Source organism: Absiella sp. AM09-50 (assembly GCF_003433845.1).
In the GTDB taxonomy this organism is placed as follows: Bacteria; Bacillota_I; Bacilli_A; order Erysipelotrichales; family Erysipelotrichaceae; genus Hoskinsella; species Hoskinsella hominis.
In genome coordinates, this window is record NZ_QVFI01000034.1 from 1 (window position 1) to 20,276 (window position 20,276).

Sequence of the window (20,276 nt, forward strand, 5' to 3'; positions counted from 1 at the left end):
TGAACTTTTTCATCTTTTTTTTCTTCTATAACATCATTTTCTTTAAATGTTTTCGCTTCAATATTCATTACAAATATTGGTAATAGTAATAAAAACGTTAATATAATTTTTCTCATCACTGCTTACCCCCTTCTTCTTTAATTATAGTCATTTATAAAAGATTATCAACGTTTTTATGATTTTTTAAATAAAGATTATATAATTTGATATTGTTAAAAAAACGATTATCTTGTTTAGTACTGTATTGCTATGAATTTTGAGAACTGATAATTACAAATATTTCAAATCTATATATAAAAAAGAATCATCCTTTATTATTAAGAGAACGATTCCATTTTTAAACTTACTTATTAGTATTTTTTTCTTGAAAATAAAATTCAATAGTATCTATAATTTTCGGATCCACTGAATTACTAAATTTTCTTGCAAATAATTTTTCTGAATTAATTAACTCAAAAAAGTCAGCTTCTCTATAAATATATGGTTTTCCACGATTCCAATCAAATAAGCGCATACTATCCCCATATATATTCTCTTTAAATTTTGAATTCCATGCTAAAGTTTGCAAAAAAACCTCATCTACACACCAACCTTTAGAAAAAATGCTTTTAATCTCTTCTTCTTTAGATAAAATATACGTTGCAAGATTATCAGTAATACTAAACCAATTTGTTCCTTTTCTAAAAATGTAATTACGATTTTTAATCCTATTTACATTTAATTTTTTTTGTAATTCGATAAACAAAAGCTGTATTTTAATAAAAAATTTATTTCTCCTACCAATTATATCTTGTAGTGGATAATAATATTTTATTCGATCGAGAAATTCTCCATTTTTTTCATTTTCTACATCAAAAGATATAAATTCTTTTCCTAAATTATTTTCAAAAAAATTATAAATTTCTTCAATTGACTTTATTGGTAAATCTGCTCCTGAAAGCAAATGATAATAAGAATAGGATTTTCTATTTTTTGCAGATTTCAACAAATTGATCTCACAATTAACTTGAGAATATCCACCCCAATAAACTTTTTCTCTTTTTATAAAATATAATTTTGAATATTTAGTAATACCAATAAAATCATTTTGTTTAAACTTCTTTGATTTCTTATCAATATGAATATATATATCATTATATGGATAATCTAACATTCTAATTAAACATTTTAATAATTCAAAATCATTGTAAGCAATTATTAAATAAGCATGCATTTTTCTACCTCCCTACAATTTAACTTTAAAAAATTCAACTTTCATAAATAGCATTAAAACTAAATAAATGCAAACAGTTAGAATACCATAAAATAATATAAATAAAATAGAATTGTTTATTATAATGATATTTTGAATTAAAAATATTATTATAACGGTGAGAACTGCAGTAACTAAAATTTTCATTATATCTATGAAAATAAAAGGTTCTATGTTTTTAATTTTATATTTTTTGCAAAATTTATATATGATTCTACTTAATGAAAAAATCGAAGTAATAACCGTTCCTAGTATAATTCCATATATTCCTATAAAAAACGAGAATAATATGCTTAGGACAAAATTAATTATACTAGCACTTACGCTATTATAGAAAGTCAATTTAGTGTCACCATGAGCATATAATGATCTATAAACTAATTCTCTAACCATATTTATTGGTAAAGAAATAGAATAAATTATAGTACATATATATATTACACTAGTAAAATCCCTGTTAAATGCTCCTCTTTCATATAATAATGATATACCTTCTTCTCCTATAGTTATTAATCCAACAACTATAAGAACCATAACGAAAGTGAATAATGGAAAAAACTCAAATACTTTATTATCATTATTTCCATTTTCGATATCTTTAGATATTTTAGGATAAATAAAAGTTATTAAATTCGTCGTTAAAAGCATATTAATCATTCCCATTATAGAATTAGAATAATTCAATAATGATATTTGTCCTTCGCCTAATGAGGTGGCGATTAATGAATCAGTTAATAATGTTATTTGATAAACACCTGCACTAAAGATTGTAGGAATGAAAATATGTAACATTATTTTAAAATCCGTGTTTTTCAAATTAAATTGAACTTTATAATGAAAATCAAATCTCTTAATTAACATTATATGAAGACTCATACTAATAAAAGATGTAAACAAAATAAATAATGAATAATCATAAATTGTCATATTTTTTTTTAATAGAGTCAAGCTTGTTAATACTAAATTTGTAATTAAAACAATTATTTTAGGTAAATTAAAAACATTTTCTGATTGTAGATAAGCACTAGCTACACCTATAATTGTATTTGTAAATTGACTAATTAAAATAACAAACATTAAACTACAAACTGTTGTAATGAATAACTTATTTGGTGAAAACATACTAGCTATAGAATATCTAAATGCAAATATAAAAATGACTGAAACAATTGAGAAAAAATAAATTACACTTATAAATGTATTAATTGCTGTTGGACTCTTCTTATAAATATAAGCAGGAATCAATACTGTAGCAACTCCTGTCGATATAAAACTAAAAATAAATGAAGCAATATTATTAGAAAAATTAAATGCATCCATTTGAACAGATACTCCAAAATTACTAGCTACAACTGACATTTTTATTAAGGTAATCAATTGAGTAAGTAGAGTAAGTCCTATCATACACCCTAATTGAATATATCTTCTTTTATTCATGGTGATCCTCCAAAAATTTATCTAATTTTATAAACTGTTCTGAAGCTTTATCTCTCCAAAAAGCTACATCAATTTTAACATTTTTATTTAATAATACGTCTTCAGGACTAAAATCATTTATATTCTCTAGGTATGTAAACTTTCCTGTAAAACCAACATCATCTATAACGTTTTTCATTTTATTACTGTATACAATTGGGTATACATTCTTTTCCATTATCCAACCTAAAATCATGCAATGAAATCTTGTAGCAATAATATATTCTGAGTGTTTAATAACATCAATAATTTTATCTAAATCATTAGTATAATCATAGATAGTAATATTATTCATTTCATCTAATTCAGCCACTATCTTATTAATATATTCTAAATCTCCTTCATTATTACAAAAAGATACCAAATTAATTTGATAATTTTTTTTATGGAAATAATTTATACATTCTTTAATCTTTTGTTTATACTCAGATATTTTATTTTCTGAAAGTTTTTTTTCTGGATCAATTATAGACATCATAACTGCTTTATCTGTCCCTTGGTCAATTACTGTTTTATAATTAAAGACAACATCTGGTGCAATCCTAGTATTATCTAAATGTTTAAATAAATTATACGAATAGTTATCTCTAAAGCAAATATCATAGTATGCTCTAAATATCTTTTCATAGTTTTCTTTAAATTGACTATCAAAATATGGTCCAAAGTTACAGCCTAGTAAGAAATTTTTATGTTTAGTATAAAAATTATTTTTTTCTCTTAAGAAATTTTTATACCAATTTTCTTTTTGAATAAATAAAGATCCACCTATTGTTACAGTTAAGTCACATTTTTTTTCATAATAACTTTCAAAAATATTTTTATCAATTAATTTAAAGCTTAAAAAATTAATTAATTTTTTCACCTTGTTTAATTTTATCAACTTAACATTTTTATATTTAGAAAAATGATAATAATTTTTATTGGGAACTATTATCATAAAATTATGTTGAGGATATCTTTTAACTAAAATATCTACAAATAAATCATCTCCTAAATTCTGGTTTAAATATGCTTTCACAAATATAACTTTACTACTTTTCATATAGCTTTTCTCCTAATTTATTTTTTTATTTTTACAAAAATCTCTATAAGCATCGCATAACATAAAGCTTTCTTTATATGATTATTGTACATTTCTTTGAAAACCAATCTATATCCATTTTTATCATTTCTGATAAAATCATACTTAACCCTCTGTTTAATTCTAAGATAAAAATCAGTTTGTGCTTGTTTTAAGATAAAATTTATTTTGTCTTTATAGCTTAATCCCGTAACATTTAAACATCTAAAAATATAAAATATTAATTCTTTATAAACAAAATAATAAATATAATTTAATTGATCTTTTTGAAAAAGTGAATCACTTTCTATATCCTCTAAAATCTTTTGATATACATAGGTGATATCATTAAAATCTCCTAATAGCCTAACTTTATTTTTTGTTTTAGTTATACTATTATTATTAAAATAATAATAATAACAACAGTCTTCTATTAGCAGTATACTATCAATACTATTTATCAAATTATAGTTAAAATACAAATCTTCAGCTATCGTTAAGTCCATATTAAAAAAATTTTCTCTTATTTTTGATTTTTTAATGACTTGTCCCCACATTTGATTAAAATCGTAGTTTTTGAACATATTATTTATAACTATATTCTTAACTTCTTGCTTTCCTTGTATAAGAGTAAAAGCTTTTGTAATGGGAAAGTATATATACTTGTTTTTATTATTTACTTTAACATATCCGAATTTTACTAGATCGAAATCATTATTTTCTAACGATTTAGCACATTTTTCTAAAGTATCAACACTAATCCAATCATCTGAATCTACAAAAGTGACATATTCGCCTAAACTATTTTGAAAACCAACTTTTCTTGAAAAATTTGCACCAGAATTAATCTGCTTTATCATTTTAAATCTGTTATCAATATGAATAAACTCTTTTACAATATTTTCACAAATTTCATCCTCGCCATCTAATATACATATAATTTCTATGTCTTTATACGTTTGATTCATTAAGGAATCTAAACATCTTTTTAAATACTTTTCTGATTTATATATCGGAATAATAATTGAAAATTTCAAATAATTTACCTGGTATACAATTAATAACTTATACAACAGTCATTGTCTTATACCTTATCCTTTCTACCAACCTTATTTCTCCGTGGTTGATTCCGGTTATTAAAATATTAAATTAAGTATTTTAAGAACATTCAACATAATCTTTAAATTTTTTATAAAGCCTATAGATCCTAAATCAGCTAACACCTACCATACTTGATAAGGGAAAATCTCATTATTTCCTAAAAACATATACATATATATATAATAGAATAAATAAAATAATATAAAATATAATAATATATATTTTTTTTCTTTTTGATTTTGTTTTGTTAATAGCCAAGGCAATAAAACAATTTCTAACAACCTTGTATAATCAGCCATTCTACCTGCCCATGACAAATAATAGCCAAGATATGATAAAGGTATAGTTAGCAAATATACATTCATCGTACTTTGGATTATATTTTGTTTTTCACCTTTTTTCCACATATAAATTATTGGTAACATAGTAGGTAATATGAAAATCAAAAAGCCAAATCCTGAATTATTAAAATTTACATTATATTTTTCAAAATAGCTTGAAAGAAATGGAATATATTTTATAAATCTCATTGTTATATTTAAAATCAATGGAGATAATACTATCATTATATAATATATCTTAATTTTCATTGTATTGATTTTTTCATTTTTGGATGGTATAAAAAATAATACTAGAAAAAAAATAATTGCAGTTTTATGAAACAAAGTTGCTAAAAATACATAAATAATAAATTTAAAATATTTTTCTTCATAAAAATATGATAAAGCATAAAATATTATAGCCAATGCTGCAGTATGTCTGATTAGGTTAAAGCTTATTGGGATAAAATACAAAAAGAAAATATAAATTGATAGAGGCAACATTTTTCTCACATTGAACCTTTCTAAAGCTGAAACCACGAAAATAACAATTATTAATTCATAAATGTAAAAAACTACTTTAACTGAATCAAAGAATAAATATGCAAAACGGCTTATTATATAAAAAGAAGGTTCAATATCAAAAATAGCTGCATATTTTGTAAAATAATCAATGCATTCTATTCCCTTTAAGTTATCATACATCTTAATGTATGTTAAAAAATCAGTTCCAACATTATAACGTATTCCAGCTAAAATTGTTGGAACCAATATTAAAAGTAATTTACAAATCAATCTAACTTTTATATTACAAAAGCATTTATCTGATTTCTCAAAGTATGTATATAAATAAGCAAATAATATCATTAAAAGCAAACAACTTCCATAAATTAAAAATGACTTATAATCCATCTTCTCACCTACTTTAATTTCAAAATTTTTTCAAAATTCTTAACGTTTTCCTCAATATCATATCCGGCTTTCACAATTTCATCTAAAGTACTCTTTTTCTCATATACAATCAGATTTTTCACACAATTTGCCCATAATTCAGGATCATCACTTAAACTTTTAAAATGAATTAAATTAGTTATCGCAACCTCTCTAGAAATATTATCTGAGATTAAGCACGGAATACCTGATGCTTGCGCCTCTATTAAAACAAAAGGTAGCCCTTCAAATAATGATGGAAAAACAATCATATTCATACATTGATACACTTGCTCCATATCATTTCTATTTCCTAAAAATAGAACATTATTTTCTATATTTTTCTGTTTAACATATTCTTTTATAGACGCCTTATCCTCACCTTCGCCACATAAAATCAGTCTTGAATTTTTATTTATTTTATAATATTTTTCATATATATTTATTAAAAATTTGTGATTTTTTTGAAAATGAAATCTGCCTACATGTCCAATAACACTACAATCCTTTTCTATATTTAATTTTTTTCTCATTTTTATATCAAGATTTTTATTATATTGAAATTTTTTCGCATTAACTGCATTATGCAATATTTTTGTATTTTTTCGTAAAGTATTATTAAACATCCAATCGGCAGCTATATTTGAACATGCAATGGTGTTATAAACAAATCTGTTTAATATAAGCTTATTTAAGGTATGTAAAAGGAATGTTAATTTGCTTCCCATATTTTTGGAGTTATGACTATGAACTACAATGTTTGAAATATTATTTTTATATGCAATTTTAATTTCTTCTATTGAGCTTAAACTACAGCAATTAAACCATAACACATCTACTCTATTTGATTTGAAAAATTTATTTAGATCCTTTCTGCACTTAATCAAACTACTTCGTCTTGGACAATATTTAATGATTTTTCCATTATTTTTAAGTATTTCGTCTTTATAACAAACATCTTCATCATATGATGTTAAAAAGTAGAAATCATGTTTTTGGTATAAGCTTCTGAACATATTTATAATAAATGTTTCTACTCCACCAACTTTTGGAGATAATCCAACAACTGCAATTTTCATTTGTACCCCTTTCTCTTATATCTTTTCATATATTTCTATAAGATTTTGTATATAAGTTTTTATATTATCTAATTCATAACCTCTTTTTTTACTAGCTTCAACTTTCTGATTATAATAATCATTATCACTTAATAAATTGAATAATTCATCAACATATTCTTTATTCGTCGAACAAAAACATCCACATTTATCATTTATAATTTCAAGTAATCCGCCTACAGGACTTGCAACAATTGGCTTTGAAAGTGCTAAAGCTTCTATTACCATTAATCCAAATCCTTCCCAAACAGAGGTCACACATAATATCTTAGAATGTTTTATAAATGCTAATCTATTTGATTTAAACCCTTTAAGATGGATATTGTCTGATAAATTCAATTTTTTTATTAATAATTCGCATTCAGATTTTAATTTACCATCACCAACCATTGCAACACTGATATTTTTATTTTTCTTTTGCAATTCTGCTATAATATTTATAAATCTTAAAGGGTCCTTTGGACTTTCTAATCTTCCTAAAAATAAAATATCATACTCCTGCTGATCATCATAATGACACGACTCTGACTCTTTAATAATACTTTTTATATCTATAGGATTTGAAATCATCTTTTTATTTTCTATTGTGAATTTAAACTCATCAAATATAGAATTAGATACTGCTAAAACTACTGAAATTTTTTTCAAACAAATTTTATAAATTAATGTTTTTAAATTTATACTTCTTATCCATACAGGATTTGCATGTAAATGCGATATAATTTTAACATTGGATTTTCCTTTGGCTAAGCTCGAGATAACGCTTGCAGTAAAATCATGGCAATGTAATATATCTGGTTTCTCATCCCTAATAATTTTTTTTATATTTTTAACAGACAGTTTTTCAAACACTATATGTTTTATTTTTTTTTCATTCAAAAATACATTAATTGGGCCATCATATGATGCATAGCATGAAATATAATCAGTTTTTTCGTTAATTTTTTGGATAATAGTAATCGCTACATTCTCTGCACCAGAGAAGCTATTTGTATTTAAAACATGAATGATCTTTTTCATTTTCTTTCATCACCTCTAAAATTAAAATTTATCGTTTATAGTTTTTAAATAAATTTGATTTATCTTTTCTCTATCAAATTCTATAACCATTTTTTCTCTAGCTGCAACACCCATTTCTTTTATATCATTATAATTCATTTTTGATATTAATTTTATACACTCTAATAATTCCTCTTTATTTTTTTTCCTTATCAAAAATCCAGTTTTTCCATTATCGACTGCTTCTTTACATCCATAAATATTTGTCGTTATAATAACATCTCCGCATGCTGCCGCTTCTAATAAAACGTTTGACATCCCTTCATGATATGATGGTAATACAATCACATCTGACTCTTTATAAACTTTTTTCATATCTTTCACGAAACCATAATATTTGAAATTTTCATTTTTTTCTAATTTTTTCAATTGTTTTAAATAATCATCTTCGCAAAATCCATAAACTCTAAATTCTATATCTTTTTTTGCTTTTAATTTTTCAACACAGTATAAAAACTCATCAATTCCTTTTTCTTTCATTACTCTACCTACAAAGCTAAATACTAAGCAATCTTTCTTAACCTGAGGTTGTATTCTGAATTCATTTAAGTTAACTCCAGCACCTTTAACTGTAATTGCCTGTTTTTCATTTACAATACCATACTCTAAAAAAATTTTTTTATTTTCCTCATTTTCAAAAAAACATGCTTTACAGTTATGTAATGCTTTTTTATATAAAGATATTATAACTTTTTTCAATAGACTATTATTTTGAAAAGTCGTACCAATTCCTGTTATATTAGTAATAAAATTAATTCTATGTATTCGAGAACAAATGCCTCCATAAATAGTAGGTTTAATCGTCATAGCAAAAATAAGATCCGGTTTAATTATTTTAATTAAATGGTTATATTTTCTAAACAGCTTTAAATCTTTTAGTGGATTTAACCCTCTTCTATCAACTTGTGTTTCAAAGCATTTACATTTTAATTCATTTTCAAAATAATTTAAACTGTTATCAAAGGGCATTGAAATATAAATATCAAAGCCTTCTTCTTTTAATGCTTTTATAAGTTCTTTTTTGAAATTATATAAAACGATATTATGATTACATAAAACAAGTATTTTTTTATTCATAATGTTCACCATAAATCGTATTTTCAATATTCCATTTAAATTTTACATTTTTAAGTTTTGTATCTTCATATTTTTTAGAAGCAAATAATTTTTTGAAATTCCTTTTAGATAAAAAAACATCTTTCTTTGTCATAAAAGTTAAGATTTTTTCAATTATCAATATTGTATATTCACAAAAATAGTAAGGCATTTTGACTATAATTTTACAATTGCCGTTTTTCTTATGCATTTGAATAATTTCTTTTACAGTCATTGTATTCGAATCAGAAAGAACATAAATATCATTTTTTTCATATTTATCAATTAAATTCACGATAAAATCACAAACATTATTAATACTACAAAAATCAAATGAATATTGCCCATCTTTAAAATAATATGCAATTTTGTTTTTCTTTAAAAAAACTCTTTTATCTATATTTAGCGTGAAATTTTTTCCATAAAGTGGCGTAAATCTTAATATAGAATACTTTAAATTTAATGATTTTAAATATTCTTCAGCTTTTAATTTACTTTTTGCATAATATGAGTTTGGATTACATTTTGAGTTTTCATTTATTATTCTTTCCTCTGTTTCTCCATAAACTTCTATTGTACTTGAAAAAATAACATGTGTTCTATATTTTTCACATAAATCAAACAATTGCTTGCTACACTCAAAATTAATAAAATTATAATTTTTTTCACTTGTATCTGCATTGTTCTTATGAACAATTGCAGCCAGATGTATTAATACATCTGGCTTTATTTCTTCAAAAACCTTTTTTAATAAATTCAAATCACCTAAATCCCCTATATAATAATTTGATTTAGGTAAATTTCTTGTTTGATGTCTATCTAACCCATACAAATCAAACTTATTTGAAAGACTTGAAATCAGATTTTGACCTACAAAACCATTAGATCCTGTTATTAGCACTTTTTTCATTTCTTACCCTCCTTCACACCATCAGACTTTAAAACACTTATAAACGTTTTAAAAAACAATTTTAAATCCCCAATAAATGTTATATTTTTAACATACTGTCCATCTAAAGCTGCTTTAATATCAATTTCCAATTCATCTCTTCCACTCACTTGAGCAAGTCCAGTTAAACCAGGTTTTACTTTTGAAGCACCATTTTTATCTCTTAAATCATTTAAATCATATTGATTAGGTAAACTAGGTCTTGGTCCAATAATTGCCATATCTCCAATTAGAATATTCCAAAGTTGAGGTAATTCATCTAAACTAGTTTTTCTTAGGAATTTTCCAACTCTTGTTATATATTGATCAGGATTATCTAACAAATGAGTTGGACAATCTTTTGGTGTATCAATCCTCATAGTTCTAAATTTCAAAATTTTAAATTCGACATTATCTTTTCCGACTCGATTTTGTTTAAATAAAATTGGGCCTGGTGAAGTAACTTTTATAATGATTGATAAAATTAATAGAATTGGTGACAAAATAATAATTCCTATCAATGCCATAATAAAATCAATCATTCTTTTAATATAGTTTTGATACATATGTTCACTCCTAATCTATGCTTTTATCTTTAATTACTTTTAACATTGTTTCTTTATATTCTGCTTCTGAAACGTTGTCTTGTAATTTCTTACTCAGAATATTTAGTTTCTCATTAATATCATCTATTGTAATGTCCATGATATTGTTTTTAAATATCAAATCATTCTTTGTTCTTATTCTTGTTTCTCCATCCAGTTTCAATTCTTCATACATTTTTTCACCTGGACGTAAACCAATTTCCACGATATCAATATCTTCATATGGCTTAAAACCTGACATACGAATCATTTTTTCTGCTAAATCAAGTATCTTCACAGGTTCTCCCATATCTAATACGAAGATTTCTCCTTTATCTGCATAATAGCCAGCTTGTAATACTAACTGAGCTGCTTCTGGAATCGTCATAAAATAACGGATAATCTTTTTATCAGTGATAGTAACAGGTCCACCTTCTGCAGTCTGCTGTTTGAAGATTGGAATGACAGAACCGTTTGATCCTAACACGTTTCCAAAACGAACAGCTGCCATCTTCGTGACACCATTCTTACCATTTGCCTGCATAATCATTTCTGTCATACGTTTTGTAGCACCCATTACATTGGTTGGATTAACAGCTTTATCTGTACTGATCATAATGAACCTTGAAACGTTGTTTTTGATACAAGCTTTGATGACATTGTTTGTCCCAAAGACATTGTTTTTAATTGCCTCCATTGGACGTGTTTCCATCAATGGCACATGCTTATGCGCAGCCGCATGGAAGACAACTGATGGTTGTTTTTCCTTAAAGATATCACTAATCGCTGTAAATTCACGAATAGAAGCAATTAATGATAGAATTTTAATCTCAGGATTTAATGTACCATGTACTCTGTTACGATTGAATTCCTGTTCTAACATATATAAAGAATTTTCGTTGATATCAATCATCACTAATTCTTTTGGATTAAATTTCACAATCTGACGACATAGCTCTGAACCAATGGATCCACCAGCTCCAGTTACAACGATTACTTTTCCTGTGATATAAGACTGAATTTCGTCTTGATCCAAATGTATTTCTCCACGACCTAGTAAATCCTCAATACTGATATCCTGTACAGGATATTTTTTTGCATCATATTTTTTTTCTAAATCGCTTTCGATAATTTTATCCCCGCGCTTCATAATCTTTGTTTCCAGCTTACATGACTGACAAATATCATTGATACGTCTAAGATTTGTTTTATCAGCACTAGGAATCGCAATAAACGCTTCTTCTATACCATATTTACTTACAATCTCCGGTAAATCATATGTATCACCTAATACTTTATATCCTGACACCATATTGTTATATCGCTTATCATCAACAAAACCAACAACTTCGACATGGAAACTATCGTTTTGAATAATCTCTTTCAATAATATGTAGCCTGCATCACCAGCACCGATAATAACTGCTTTTTTGCGTGGGCCATCAACTTTCATGCTTGACCTTCTATACAATCGATAACTTACCCTCACTGTATACATCAATATCGCAGTCAACAGCCCACCAGTTACCACAACACTGGTGTATGAACGTGATATACTTGTCGCAATTACCAAAATAAACAGTACGATGGAAGCCAACAATACAGATAATCCAATTCTGATTGTTTCAACCGGCCCAATATATTTCCACAAGCTTTTGTGTATCTTGAATACAAAAAAACTAATAGCATATACAATCAATACAATGAGTAACGCTATTAAGCATTTTACGATATCCAATTGTGCAAAATCTGGGAAACGAAAATCTATGCGAATCCAATATGCCAGTAAAAAAGAGACAAAAACGATACATAAGTCTAGTAGACAAAGCATCATTTCTCTATGCTTTACATATAGTGGATTGCTAAATAATTTCTCTATCATAAGTGCACACTCCCTTATCCTAAACCATTCTAGCACAAATCACGCTATTTTAAAAACTATTTTTACAATTTTGTGTACTTTTTCACATAATCTTATACCTCTATAAGAAAAACATAAAAGCACATATTTTTAAACTAATAAAACAATCGCTTTCAAATCCAGCAAAATATGTTACAATATAGAAGTGTAACATTTAGGAGGATGAAAGTATTATGAAAAAAATCAGAAAGGCAATTATACCTGCTGCCGGTTTCGGCACAAGGTTCCTTCCTGCGACAAAGGCAGTCCCAAAAGAAATGCTTCCTATTGTGGACAAACCTACTATACAATACATTGTTGAAGAGGCTGTGGCAAGTGGTATTGAAGAAATTCTAATAATTACCAACTGTTACAAGGCATGTATTGAAAACCATTTTGATAATAGTTTTGAACTAGAAAAAAAACTAGAAGCCAGTGGCGACATGGAACGCTTGGAAATGGTAAAAGATATTGCATCATTAGCAAATGTATTCAGTGTACGTCAAAAAAATCCAAGAGGACTTGGACATGCAGTATTATGTGCAAAAAGCTTTGTAGGAGATGAACCATTTGCAATTCTGTTAGGGGATGATATTGTTGTAAATAAAAACGGTAAAACTGCAACCCAACAGCTGGTAGAAGCTTATGAAGAATTCGGTGGAAGCGTTGTTGGTGTTCAAAAGGTTGCTGATTCACAAGTACATAAATATGGCATTATTGATCCAAAAGAAAATCTGACAGAACGTTGTGCTTCTGTAAAAGGCTTTGTAGAAAAACCTAAATTAGAAGATGCTCCAAGTAACTTTGCAATCCTTGGCCGCTATGTATTAACCCCTAAAATCTTTGAATTGTTAGAAACGCAGGCTCCTGGTAAAGGCAATGAAATTCAAATCACTGATGCGATTGATCGCTTAACCAAAGAAGAAAACGTATTCGCCTATGATTTTGAAGGAAATCGTTACGACGTTGGAGATAAAGTAGGTTTCTTAAAAGCACAAATTGATTTTGCATTAGATCGAGATGATCTTAGAGATTCTATGATTCAAATTATTAAAGATTTAAATATCTAATATGAGAAGGGTATTTATCAAGATGGTAAATACCTTTTTCTTTACCTAAGAAATAAACATGTTACAATAATACATAGAAAGGTTGTGAATAAAATGATTAAAGAAACGATTGAAACAGCACTGACCCAGTTATCACACCAGGTACTACAAGAAGATGCACCAGAAACCAGAAAAGCTGTTTCCATATTAAAAGCTAAAGGATATCATTCAAATGAACAAATTTTGGATTGTATCAAGACTACTTTGGCAGAACTTACTTATTATGCATTAACGCATACTGATTCCTCTATTGATGATCTATTCTATTATAAGCTAATGGAAATGCCACCCTGTAAGAATAATTTTTCTGATATAGATGGAAAAAAGACCTATTTTATATTTGAAGCTTGGCTAAATGGGTATAAAGATAAAATGTATCGTAAATTTAAATTGCCTGCTGAAAAAACATTAAATGAATTAGCTTACACAATTCTTGCGACATTTCACTTAGAGGCAGAACATACCTTTACATTTACCTATCAAGGAGAAACATACTTACACGAATATCATCCAGACTTTCCTGCAATACCTGCTAATCATGTGCGTTTGAAAGACTTAAACTTTGATTTAGATCCATCATTAGAAATGACATATGATCTTGGCTGTTGTTATGATATTTGCATTAAATATTTAGATATGGAAATTATGGATAAACGTATCTTAAGAACAACTCCCGTTATTTTAGAAGGCATTGGAAATGGCTTGGTGGAAAACCAAAAAAGCGAACTTGTCGCCTATCTTAATGGAAATGATATGGAGATTGATCTAAGGGATAAAAAAGTAAAGTTCTCCTATATGTATCCATTCATTACTCAACCTTTTGATTTGAAAAAGAATCAATATCTCACACAAGGCCGCTTTCCTTTGTATAAAGATCTTTTTGAACATCTTAAATAATTACAAAAAAACCACAGAACCTCATTTCAATACGCGATTCTGTGGTTTTCTTTATGCTAGATTCAGATAAACAAACAGCATTCGATTTTTACCATTCATATCTTTCATTACTTCAATTTTTGCTTCAGGAAAATATGATTTTGCTAATGCACTTAATGCCTCTTTCTGATTATAACCCATTTCAAAAGCCATCATTGCTTTTTCTTTTAATACTTGAGGGGCGTTTTCAAATATGACACGATAAAACTTCAAACCATCTTCACCACCAAATAAAGCAACATGTGGTTCATAATTCACGACACTGTCTTCCATGACTTCTTCCTTGGGGATATATGGTGGATTACTAATTAAGATATCCACTTTGATATCACGTTCTATCAAAGGCTGTAGCATATCGCCAACTAAGAAGCTGACAATTGCTTCATTTTCCTGTGCATTATCTTTTGCAACCAAAACGGCTTTCTCACTGATATCCGTTGCCATCATATGCAAATTTGGTTCTTCTTTTTTCAAAGAAATCGCAATTGCTCCACTACCAGTTCCTATGTCCACAGCCATGACATTTTCCACATTAGAGAAATATTCATCATAAGCTGCAAGCACATTAGCAACAAGTTCTTCTGTTTCTGGTCTTGGTATCAATACATCTTCATTGACTTTGAAACGATATCCATAGAACCATTCAAATCCTAAAACATGCCCAAGTGGTTCTCCTGCTACTAAGCGTTTAATTCCTGCTTCATATGCACTTTGGATATCCAAAGGCATTTCTTCTTCAAATTCCATATACAGGTTATGTGCCTCTTTATTGGTTAACTCCAGCATATAAAATAATGCTGCCTGTTCACCACGACCTGCGGCTTCCATTTCCTGTTTCGCTTTATGAAGTACTTCACGATAACTAGCCATTATTTTGTCCTGCCAGTTTTGCCTGTTGATCAGCTGTTAATAATGCTTCTAATAAATCCTGCATTTTACCTTCCATAATACGGTCAAGCTGATTTACAGTATATCCAATTCGATGATCTGTTACACGATTTTGTGGATAGTTATAAGTACGGATTTTTTCTGCACGATCTCCAGTACCTATTTTACTTCTTCTTTCCATTCCTTGTTCTTCTTCCAGTTTACGCTGGTGTTCTTCGTATACACGGGAACGAATTGTCATCAATGCTGTTGCACGGTTCTCATGTTGAGAACGGCCATCCTGACATTTTACTGTAATTCCTGTAGGTTTGTGGACAATACGCACAGCAGAATCGGTTTTATTAATATGCTGACCACCAGCTCCTGATGAACGCATTGTTTCGATTTCCAAATCATTCATATCGATATCAAAATCTTCTGCCTCAATTTCTGGAGTAACTAAAACAGTTGCTGTTGATGTATGAATACGTCCCTGGCTTTCTGTCTTTGGTACACGTTGTACACGATGACTGCCTGATTCAAATTTCAGCTTTCCATAAACTCCATCGCCTTTTACTTCAAAGGAAACTAATGAGAAACCACCTGCTTCACATTCATCCATTTCGATGATTTCTATTTTCCATCCCTGGCTTTCTGCATATTTGCTATACATTCGATATAAATCACCAGCGAAAATGTTTCCTTCATCTCCTCCGGCAGCACCACGGATTTCCACAATTGCATTATGTGAATCATTAGGATCTTTAGGGATTAATAAGATCTCCAGTTTTTTTAATGCATCTTCTATTTGTGGCTCTAATTCTTCGATTTCCATTTTCGCCATTTCTTTGATTTCTTTATCATCTTCCAATAACAACGCCTTTGCATCTTCTAATGCCTGGACACTGTTTTTATATTCTGTATAGGTTTCAACAACCTGTGTCAAATCTGCCTGTTCTCTACCCAGCTTTGCCAACATTTTTGAATCTGTGACAATCTCTGGTGACATCATCATTTCAGTTATTTCATGGTAACGATTTACCATACCTTCTAGTCTTTCAATCATGACACTCATAGCTTTTCCTCCTGTTTTTTTATACTTGATATACCTTTATTTATACTGATTGCGCATAAATATCCTTATATACTATACCATTGAACCGCTCAATTGAAAAGGATAATTCTTGTGATTTTCAAGTATTTTATAATGTAAAAGAAAAGTTTTTTAGATTGCGCATTTATATAATTTTCTTTTTACCAGGTACTTCATGACAATGGCGGCATCTTGCTTCATATTGTTCACTTGCCCCTACTAATATGATTGGATCATCATACTGGGCTGATTTTCCGTTGATCAGTCTTTGACTCCTTGTGGCTGGGGCTCCACATTTTGTACATACTGCGGTTAGTTTGGTGACAAATTCTGCATGTGTAAATAATTGTGGCATTACGCCAAAAGGGACACCACGAAAATCCATATCTAATCCTGCAACCATTACACGTTTTCCTCTATCAGCAAAGTAGTCACAAATTTCAACAATCTCTTCATCAAAAAATTGTACTTCATCTATCGCGATAACGTCATATGAATCATCAATATAATTGAATATTTCATGTGCATTTTCAATCGAAAAGCTTTTCACACTACTTCCTGCATGCGATACAATATTTTCTTCACTGTATCGATTATCTATTTTTGGTTTAAAGACAGCTATTTTCTTTTTTGCATACTCTAATACTTTAATACGACGAATTAATTCTTCAGTTTTTCCTGCGAACATGCATCCAGATATTACTTCTAGCCAGCCTTCTCTATATTGTTTGTACATATTTATTTTCACCTCATAATCAAACGAATATATTATACACAATTATAAAGACATTAGACATAGTATTTTGTATTATCTGCCGTTTATAAAATTGTTTATAAAAATGTGATATAAATTCATTAGTTTGTACAGTGTTTAAATTGGTGTTCTGAAAAAAGTCGAGCATATCGCCAAAATAAGCGGGCGTTGTTAGATGTCTAAATATTTGCTCATATAGAGCTAGACCTGTTTGCATGGATCGTTACTTTGACATCTGCATCATTTAAATCCATTAGCTCATACAGAGCTAGACTCATATCAACCATCGTATCACGTAGATCTTCAATATTTAAATCCACTAGCTCATATAGAGCTAGACAACAGATCTCGTAGCATCAAAATCAGATAGCTACATTTAAATCCACTAGCTCATATAGAGCTAGACACGGTGTTTTTGATCAATTTGAAAACGAAAGTGAGGGATTTAAATCCACTAGCTCATATAGAGCTAGACCTATAGAAACTGCTTATGATGCGTGTGGGATCGATATTTAAATCCACTAGCTCATATAGAGCTAGACAAAGAAAAAATTTAACGATTATATGGACGCATTTAATTTAAATCCACTAGCTCATATAGAGCTAGACGGTAGGCGGGTAGTTTTGATAAGCGCTTATGCGAATTTAAATCCACTAGCTCATATAGAGCTAGACGGCGACAGAAAAGAGGTGCGAAATGAACAGGCTATTTAAATCCACTAGCTCATATAGAGCTAGACCGGAAACAACAAACATTTTGTTAAGTTGCTCCGCATTTAAATCCACTAGCTCATATAGAGCTAGACCAATCAACAAATTATGTACATCATTTACATCTAAATTTAAATCCACTAGCTCATATAGAGCTAGACTGCTAAAAGTTCCATAAATCTAAAATTTGATGTATTTAAATCCACTAGCTCATATAGAGCTAGACGCAAATATAAACGATGGAGATCTATTGATTTTTGAATTTAAATCCACTAGCTCATATAGAGCTAGACGTTCTTTAAAGTTGCGCAATAGCACATCAAATTGGATTTAAATCCACTAGCTCATATAGAGCTAGACGCAAGACAGCTTTATAAGATATCTTACAGATGATATTTAAATCCACTAGCTCATATAGAGCTAGACCTCTCTCCTGGTGCATACCCATATACTTAATCTTTATTTAAATCCACTAGCTCATATAGAGCTAGACAACAAAAATGTATCGAATTCAAACTAATGTAACGAATTTTCAAACAATATTTTTTTAAATTAACATTACTATTTTCAATATGTTACATATTATTCAAAATATAACACATTTTTGCGCGAACCTCCCAGCGATTTCATGGGAGCATCATATTCGCGTTACTATAAGATCAATACATCATCTAATTTAAAACTAGGTTTTACACCAATATGTTCAACCTTATTTTCATATCGATTACCTAAATAATAAAATCTTAAACTATCATGATCCTTATCAATAATCTTTTCCAGAATATGTTTAACTTCAAGTGCTTTTGCATTATCCATATAACATTCAAAAACAGAATTTTGCACTCTATGCCCATAATTCATACATTCTTTTGCTACTTTTCTTAATCTGGTTTTCCCAGCTTTCGTTTCTGTATTAACATCGTATGTTATCAATACCAGCATATAAAATCACCTTGCTAAAAAAGGTGGATACTCATCCAAATCACCGCGTATCGTCCTTGCTAAAAGCAATGCCTGAACATAAGGAATCAATCCCCATTCCACTTTCTCATCTAAGAAAGGATGTTGAATTGTTTCTTGTTTCTTTTTTTGCCATGAAGAAAGAACACTTTTTCTTGTATCATCATCCATAATCACAGCACCACTTTCCATTTTACGAAAACCATCTGCATTCACAACTTTTCTGTTAATCAATGATAAAACAAATCGATCAGCTAGAATCGGGCGCAATTCTTCCATCATATCCAGTGCTAGAGAAGCTCTTCCAGGTACATCACAATGCATAAATCCCACATAAGGATCTAATCCAACAGATTCTAAAGCAGAGATAACGTCTTTTGCTAATAGCGTATATATAAAAGATAATAACGCATTTACATTATCTAATGGTGGACGCTTATTCCTCCCTTTAAAATAAAAACTTTCTTTCTGTTGTAAAATCATTTCATCAAACACTGAAAAATATTGTACAGCCGCTTTACCCTCGACACCTCTTAATGTATCCAAATTCGTTGTTTCTTTAGCAATAATGGCACTTTTCTTCAAATCTACTGCAACCTGATGAATTCCATCAGTATCAATTCTTAAAGCATAATCTCTACAAGCTCTTTCCAAAACACTTCTTGAATTTAACAATTTACCTGTAATCATATTCCTTGCATAAACAATACTGCACTCTTCATTATCTGATATACGATACTGTTGTTTTCTCAGCAGAACATTTCCACGATTTTCTCCTATAACCCTGGCTAAAAATCTACCGTGTGTCGTCATAAAAGTTAGAGAAATACCTCGATCAGCACACTTTCCCATTAATGCTGGACTAGCCCCAGTATATCCAAATCCAACGATGCCTTCTAGATTATGTAAAGGAACTCTTACATCTTCGCAATCTTTTCTGGTGATAACGATATTCTCGCCATCTAAACTTAGATATGCATCAAAAGATGTCACATATAATGTATTTAATAATTTTTTCATTCA

The 20,276-nt window shown here is 28.6% G+C and carries 18 protein-coding genes and 1 CRISPR repeat array; of the genes, 2 read left to right on the forward strand and 16 right to left on the reverse strand.

All coding sequences use genetic code 11. The features are described 5' to 3' along the window. Positions 1-343 precede the first annotated feature (343 nt). The 11 genes from DW114_RS18750 to DW114_RS18800 form a co-directional block, all read right to left on the reverse strand. Positions 344-1,213 (reverse strand): beta-1,6-N-acetylglucosaminyltransferase, encoded by an 870-nt coding sequence (locus tag DW114_RS18750; protein WP_117455551.1) that lies wholly within the window; start codon positions 1,211-1,213, stop codon positions 344-346. Positions 1,214-1,225: 12 nt separating this feature from the next. After that, on the reverse strand, positions 1,226-2,689 hold the full coding sequence (gene murJ, locus DW114_RS18755) for a murein biosynthesis integral membrane protein MurJ (protein WP_117455553.1): 1,464 nt from the start codon (positions 2,687-2,689) through the stop codon (positions 1,226-1,228). After that, on the reverse strand, positions 2,682-3,770 hold the full coding sequence (locus DW114_RS18760; RefSeq protein ID WP_117455555.1) for a polysaccharide pyruvyl transferase family protein: 1,089 nt from the start codon (positions 3,768-3,770) through the stop codon (positions 2,682-2,684). The genes murJ and DW114_RS18760 overlap by 8 nt, the downstream gene beginning before the upstream one ends. Positions 3,771-3,787: 17 nt before the next feature. Further along, the gene (locus DW114_RS18765) at positions 3,788-4,825 is read right to left on the reverse strand and encodes a glycosyltransferase family 2 protein (protein ID WP_158552352.1); all 1,038 of its coding nucleotides are present in this window, start codon (positions 4,823-4,825) and stop codon (positions 3,788-3,790) included. A gap of 186 nt (positions 4,826-5,011) precedes the next feature. Beyond that, positions 5,012-6,121, reverse strand: a complete 1,110-nt coding sequence (locus DW114_RS18770; protein ID WP_117455558.1) for an EpsG family protein — start codon at positions 6,119-6,121, stop codon at positions 5,012-5,014. A gap of 8 nt (positions 6,122-6,129) precedes the next feature. Next, positions 6,130-7,218 (reverse strand): glycosyltransferase, encoded by a 1,089-nt coding sequence (locus DW114_RS18775; RefSeq protein ID WP_117455559.1) that lies wholly within the window; start codon positions 7,216-7,218, stop codon positions 6,130-6,132. 15 nt (positions 7,219-7,233) lie between these two features. Then, positions 7,234-8,277 carry a glycosyltransferase gene (locus tag DW114_RS18780; RefSeq protein ID WP_117455561.1) on the reverse strand — a complete coding sequence of 348 codons (1,044 nt, stop codon included), beginning with the start codon at positions 8,275-8,277 and terminating at the stop codon, positions 7,234-7,236. A gap of 21 nt (positions 8,278-8,298) precedes the next feature. Beyond that, positions 8,299-9,393, reverse strand: a complete 1,095-nt coding sequence (locus DW114_RS18785; RefSeq protein WP_158552353.1) for a glycosyltransferase family 4 protein — start codon at positions 9,391-9,393, stop codon at positions 8,299-8,301. After that, complete coding sequence (locus DW114_RS18790; RefSeq protein WP_117455565.1) at positions 9,386-10,321, reverse strand: NAD-dependent epimerase/dehydratase family protein; 936 nt, start codon at positions 10,319-10,321, stop codon at positions 9,386-9,388. Before DW114_RS18790 ends, DW114_RS18785 begins: the two co-directional genes overlap by 8 nt. Continuing rightward, positions 10,318-10,905 (reverse strand): sugar transferase, encoded by a 588-nt coding sequence (locus DW114_RS18795; RefSeq protein ID WP_117455567.1) that lies wholly within the window; start codon positions 10,903-10,905, stop codon positions 10,318-10,320. Before DW114_RS18795 ends, DW114_RS18790 begins: the two co-directional genes overlap by 4 nt. 10 nt (positions 10,906-10,915) lie before the next feature. Beyond that, positions 10,916-12,805, reverse strand: a complete 1,890-nt coding sequence (locus DW114_RS18800; RefSeq protein WP_117455569.1) for a polysaccharide biosynthesis protein — start codon at positions 12,803-12,805, stop codon at positions 10,916-10,918. Between the two features lie 212 nt (positions 12,806-13,017). Here DW114_RS18800 and galU point away from each other — a divergent pair, with 212 nt between their 5' ends. Together galU and DW114_RS18810 are read left to right on the forward strand one after the other, a co-directional pair. After that, on the forward strand, positions 13,018-13,893 hold the full coding sequence (galU, locus tag DW114_RS18805) for a UTP--glucose-1-phosphate uridylyltransferase GalU (RefSeq protein ID WP_117455571.1): 876 nt from the start codon (positions 13,018-13,020) through the stop codon (positions 13,891-13,893). 93 nt (positions 13,894-13,986) lie between these two features. Continuing rightward, a complete protein-coding gene (locus DW114_RS18810; protein WP_117455573.1) occupies positions 13,987-14,829 on the forward strand; it encodes an IS1096 element passenger TnpR family protein in 843 nt (280 codons plus the stop codon). A gap of 51 nt (positions 14,830-14,880) precedes the next feature. On the opposite strand, the gene prmC is transcribed toward DW114_RS18810, so the two are convergent. The 5 genes from prmC to cas1c form a co-directional block, all read right to left on the reverse strand. Next, positions 14,881-15,738, reverse strand: coding sequence for a peptide chain release factor N(5)-glutamine methyltransferase (gene prmC, locus DW114_RS18815; RefSeq protein ID WP_117455575.1), 858 nt, complete (start codon positions 15,736-15,738; stop codon positions 14,881-14,883). After that, on the reverse strand, positions 15,731-16,810 hold the full coding sequence (gene prfA, locus DW114_RS18820) for a peptide chain release factor 1 (RefSeq protein WP_117455577.1): 1,080 nt from the start codon (positions 16,808-16,810) through the stop codon (positions 15,731-15,733). Before prfA ends, prmC begins: the two co-directional genes overlap by 8 nt. 163 nt (positions 16,811-16,973) lie before the next feature. Continuing rightward, positions 16,974-17,564 (reverse strand): thymidine kinase, encoded by a 591-nt coding sequence (locus DW114_RS18825; protein WP_117455579.1) that lies wholly within the window; start codon positions 17,562-17,564, stop codon positions 16,974-16,976. Positions 17,565-17,824: 260 nt separating this feature from the next. Further along, a CRISPR array of direct repeats spans positions 17,825-18,786; the repeat unit is 32 nt; unit sequence ATTTAAATCCACTAGCTCATATAGAGCTAGAC. Positions 18,787-18,944: 158 nt separating this feature from the next. Further along, positions 18,945-19,235, reverse strand: coding sequence for a CRISPR-associated endonuclease Cas2 (cas2, locus tag DW114_RS18830; protein ID WP_117455581.1), 291 nt, complete (start codon positions 19,233-19,235; stop codon positions 18,945-18,947). Positions 19,236-19,241: 6 nt separating this feature from the next. After that, positions 19,242-20,273, reverse strand: a complete 1,032-nt coding sequence (cas1c, locus tag DW114_RS18835; RefSeq protein WP_117455583.1) for a type I-C CRISPR-associated endonuclease Cas1c — start codon at positions 20,271-20,273, stop codon at positions 19,242-19,244. Positions 20,274-20,276 lie beyond the last annotated feature (3 nt).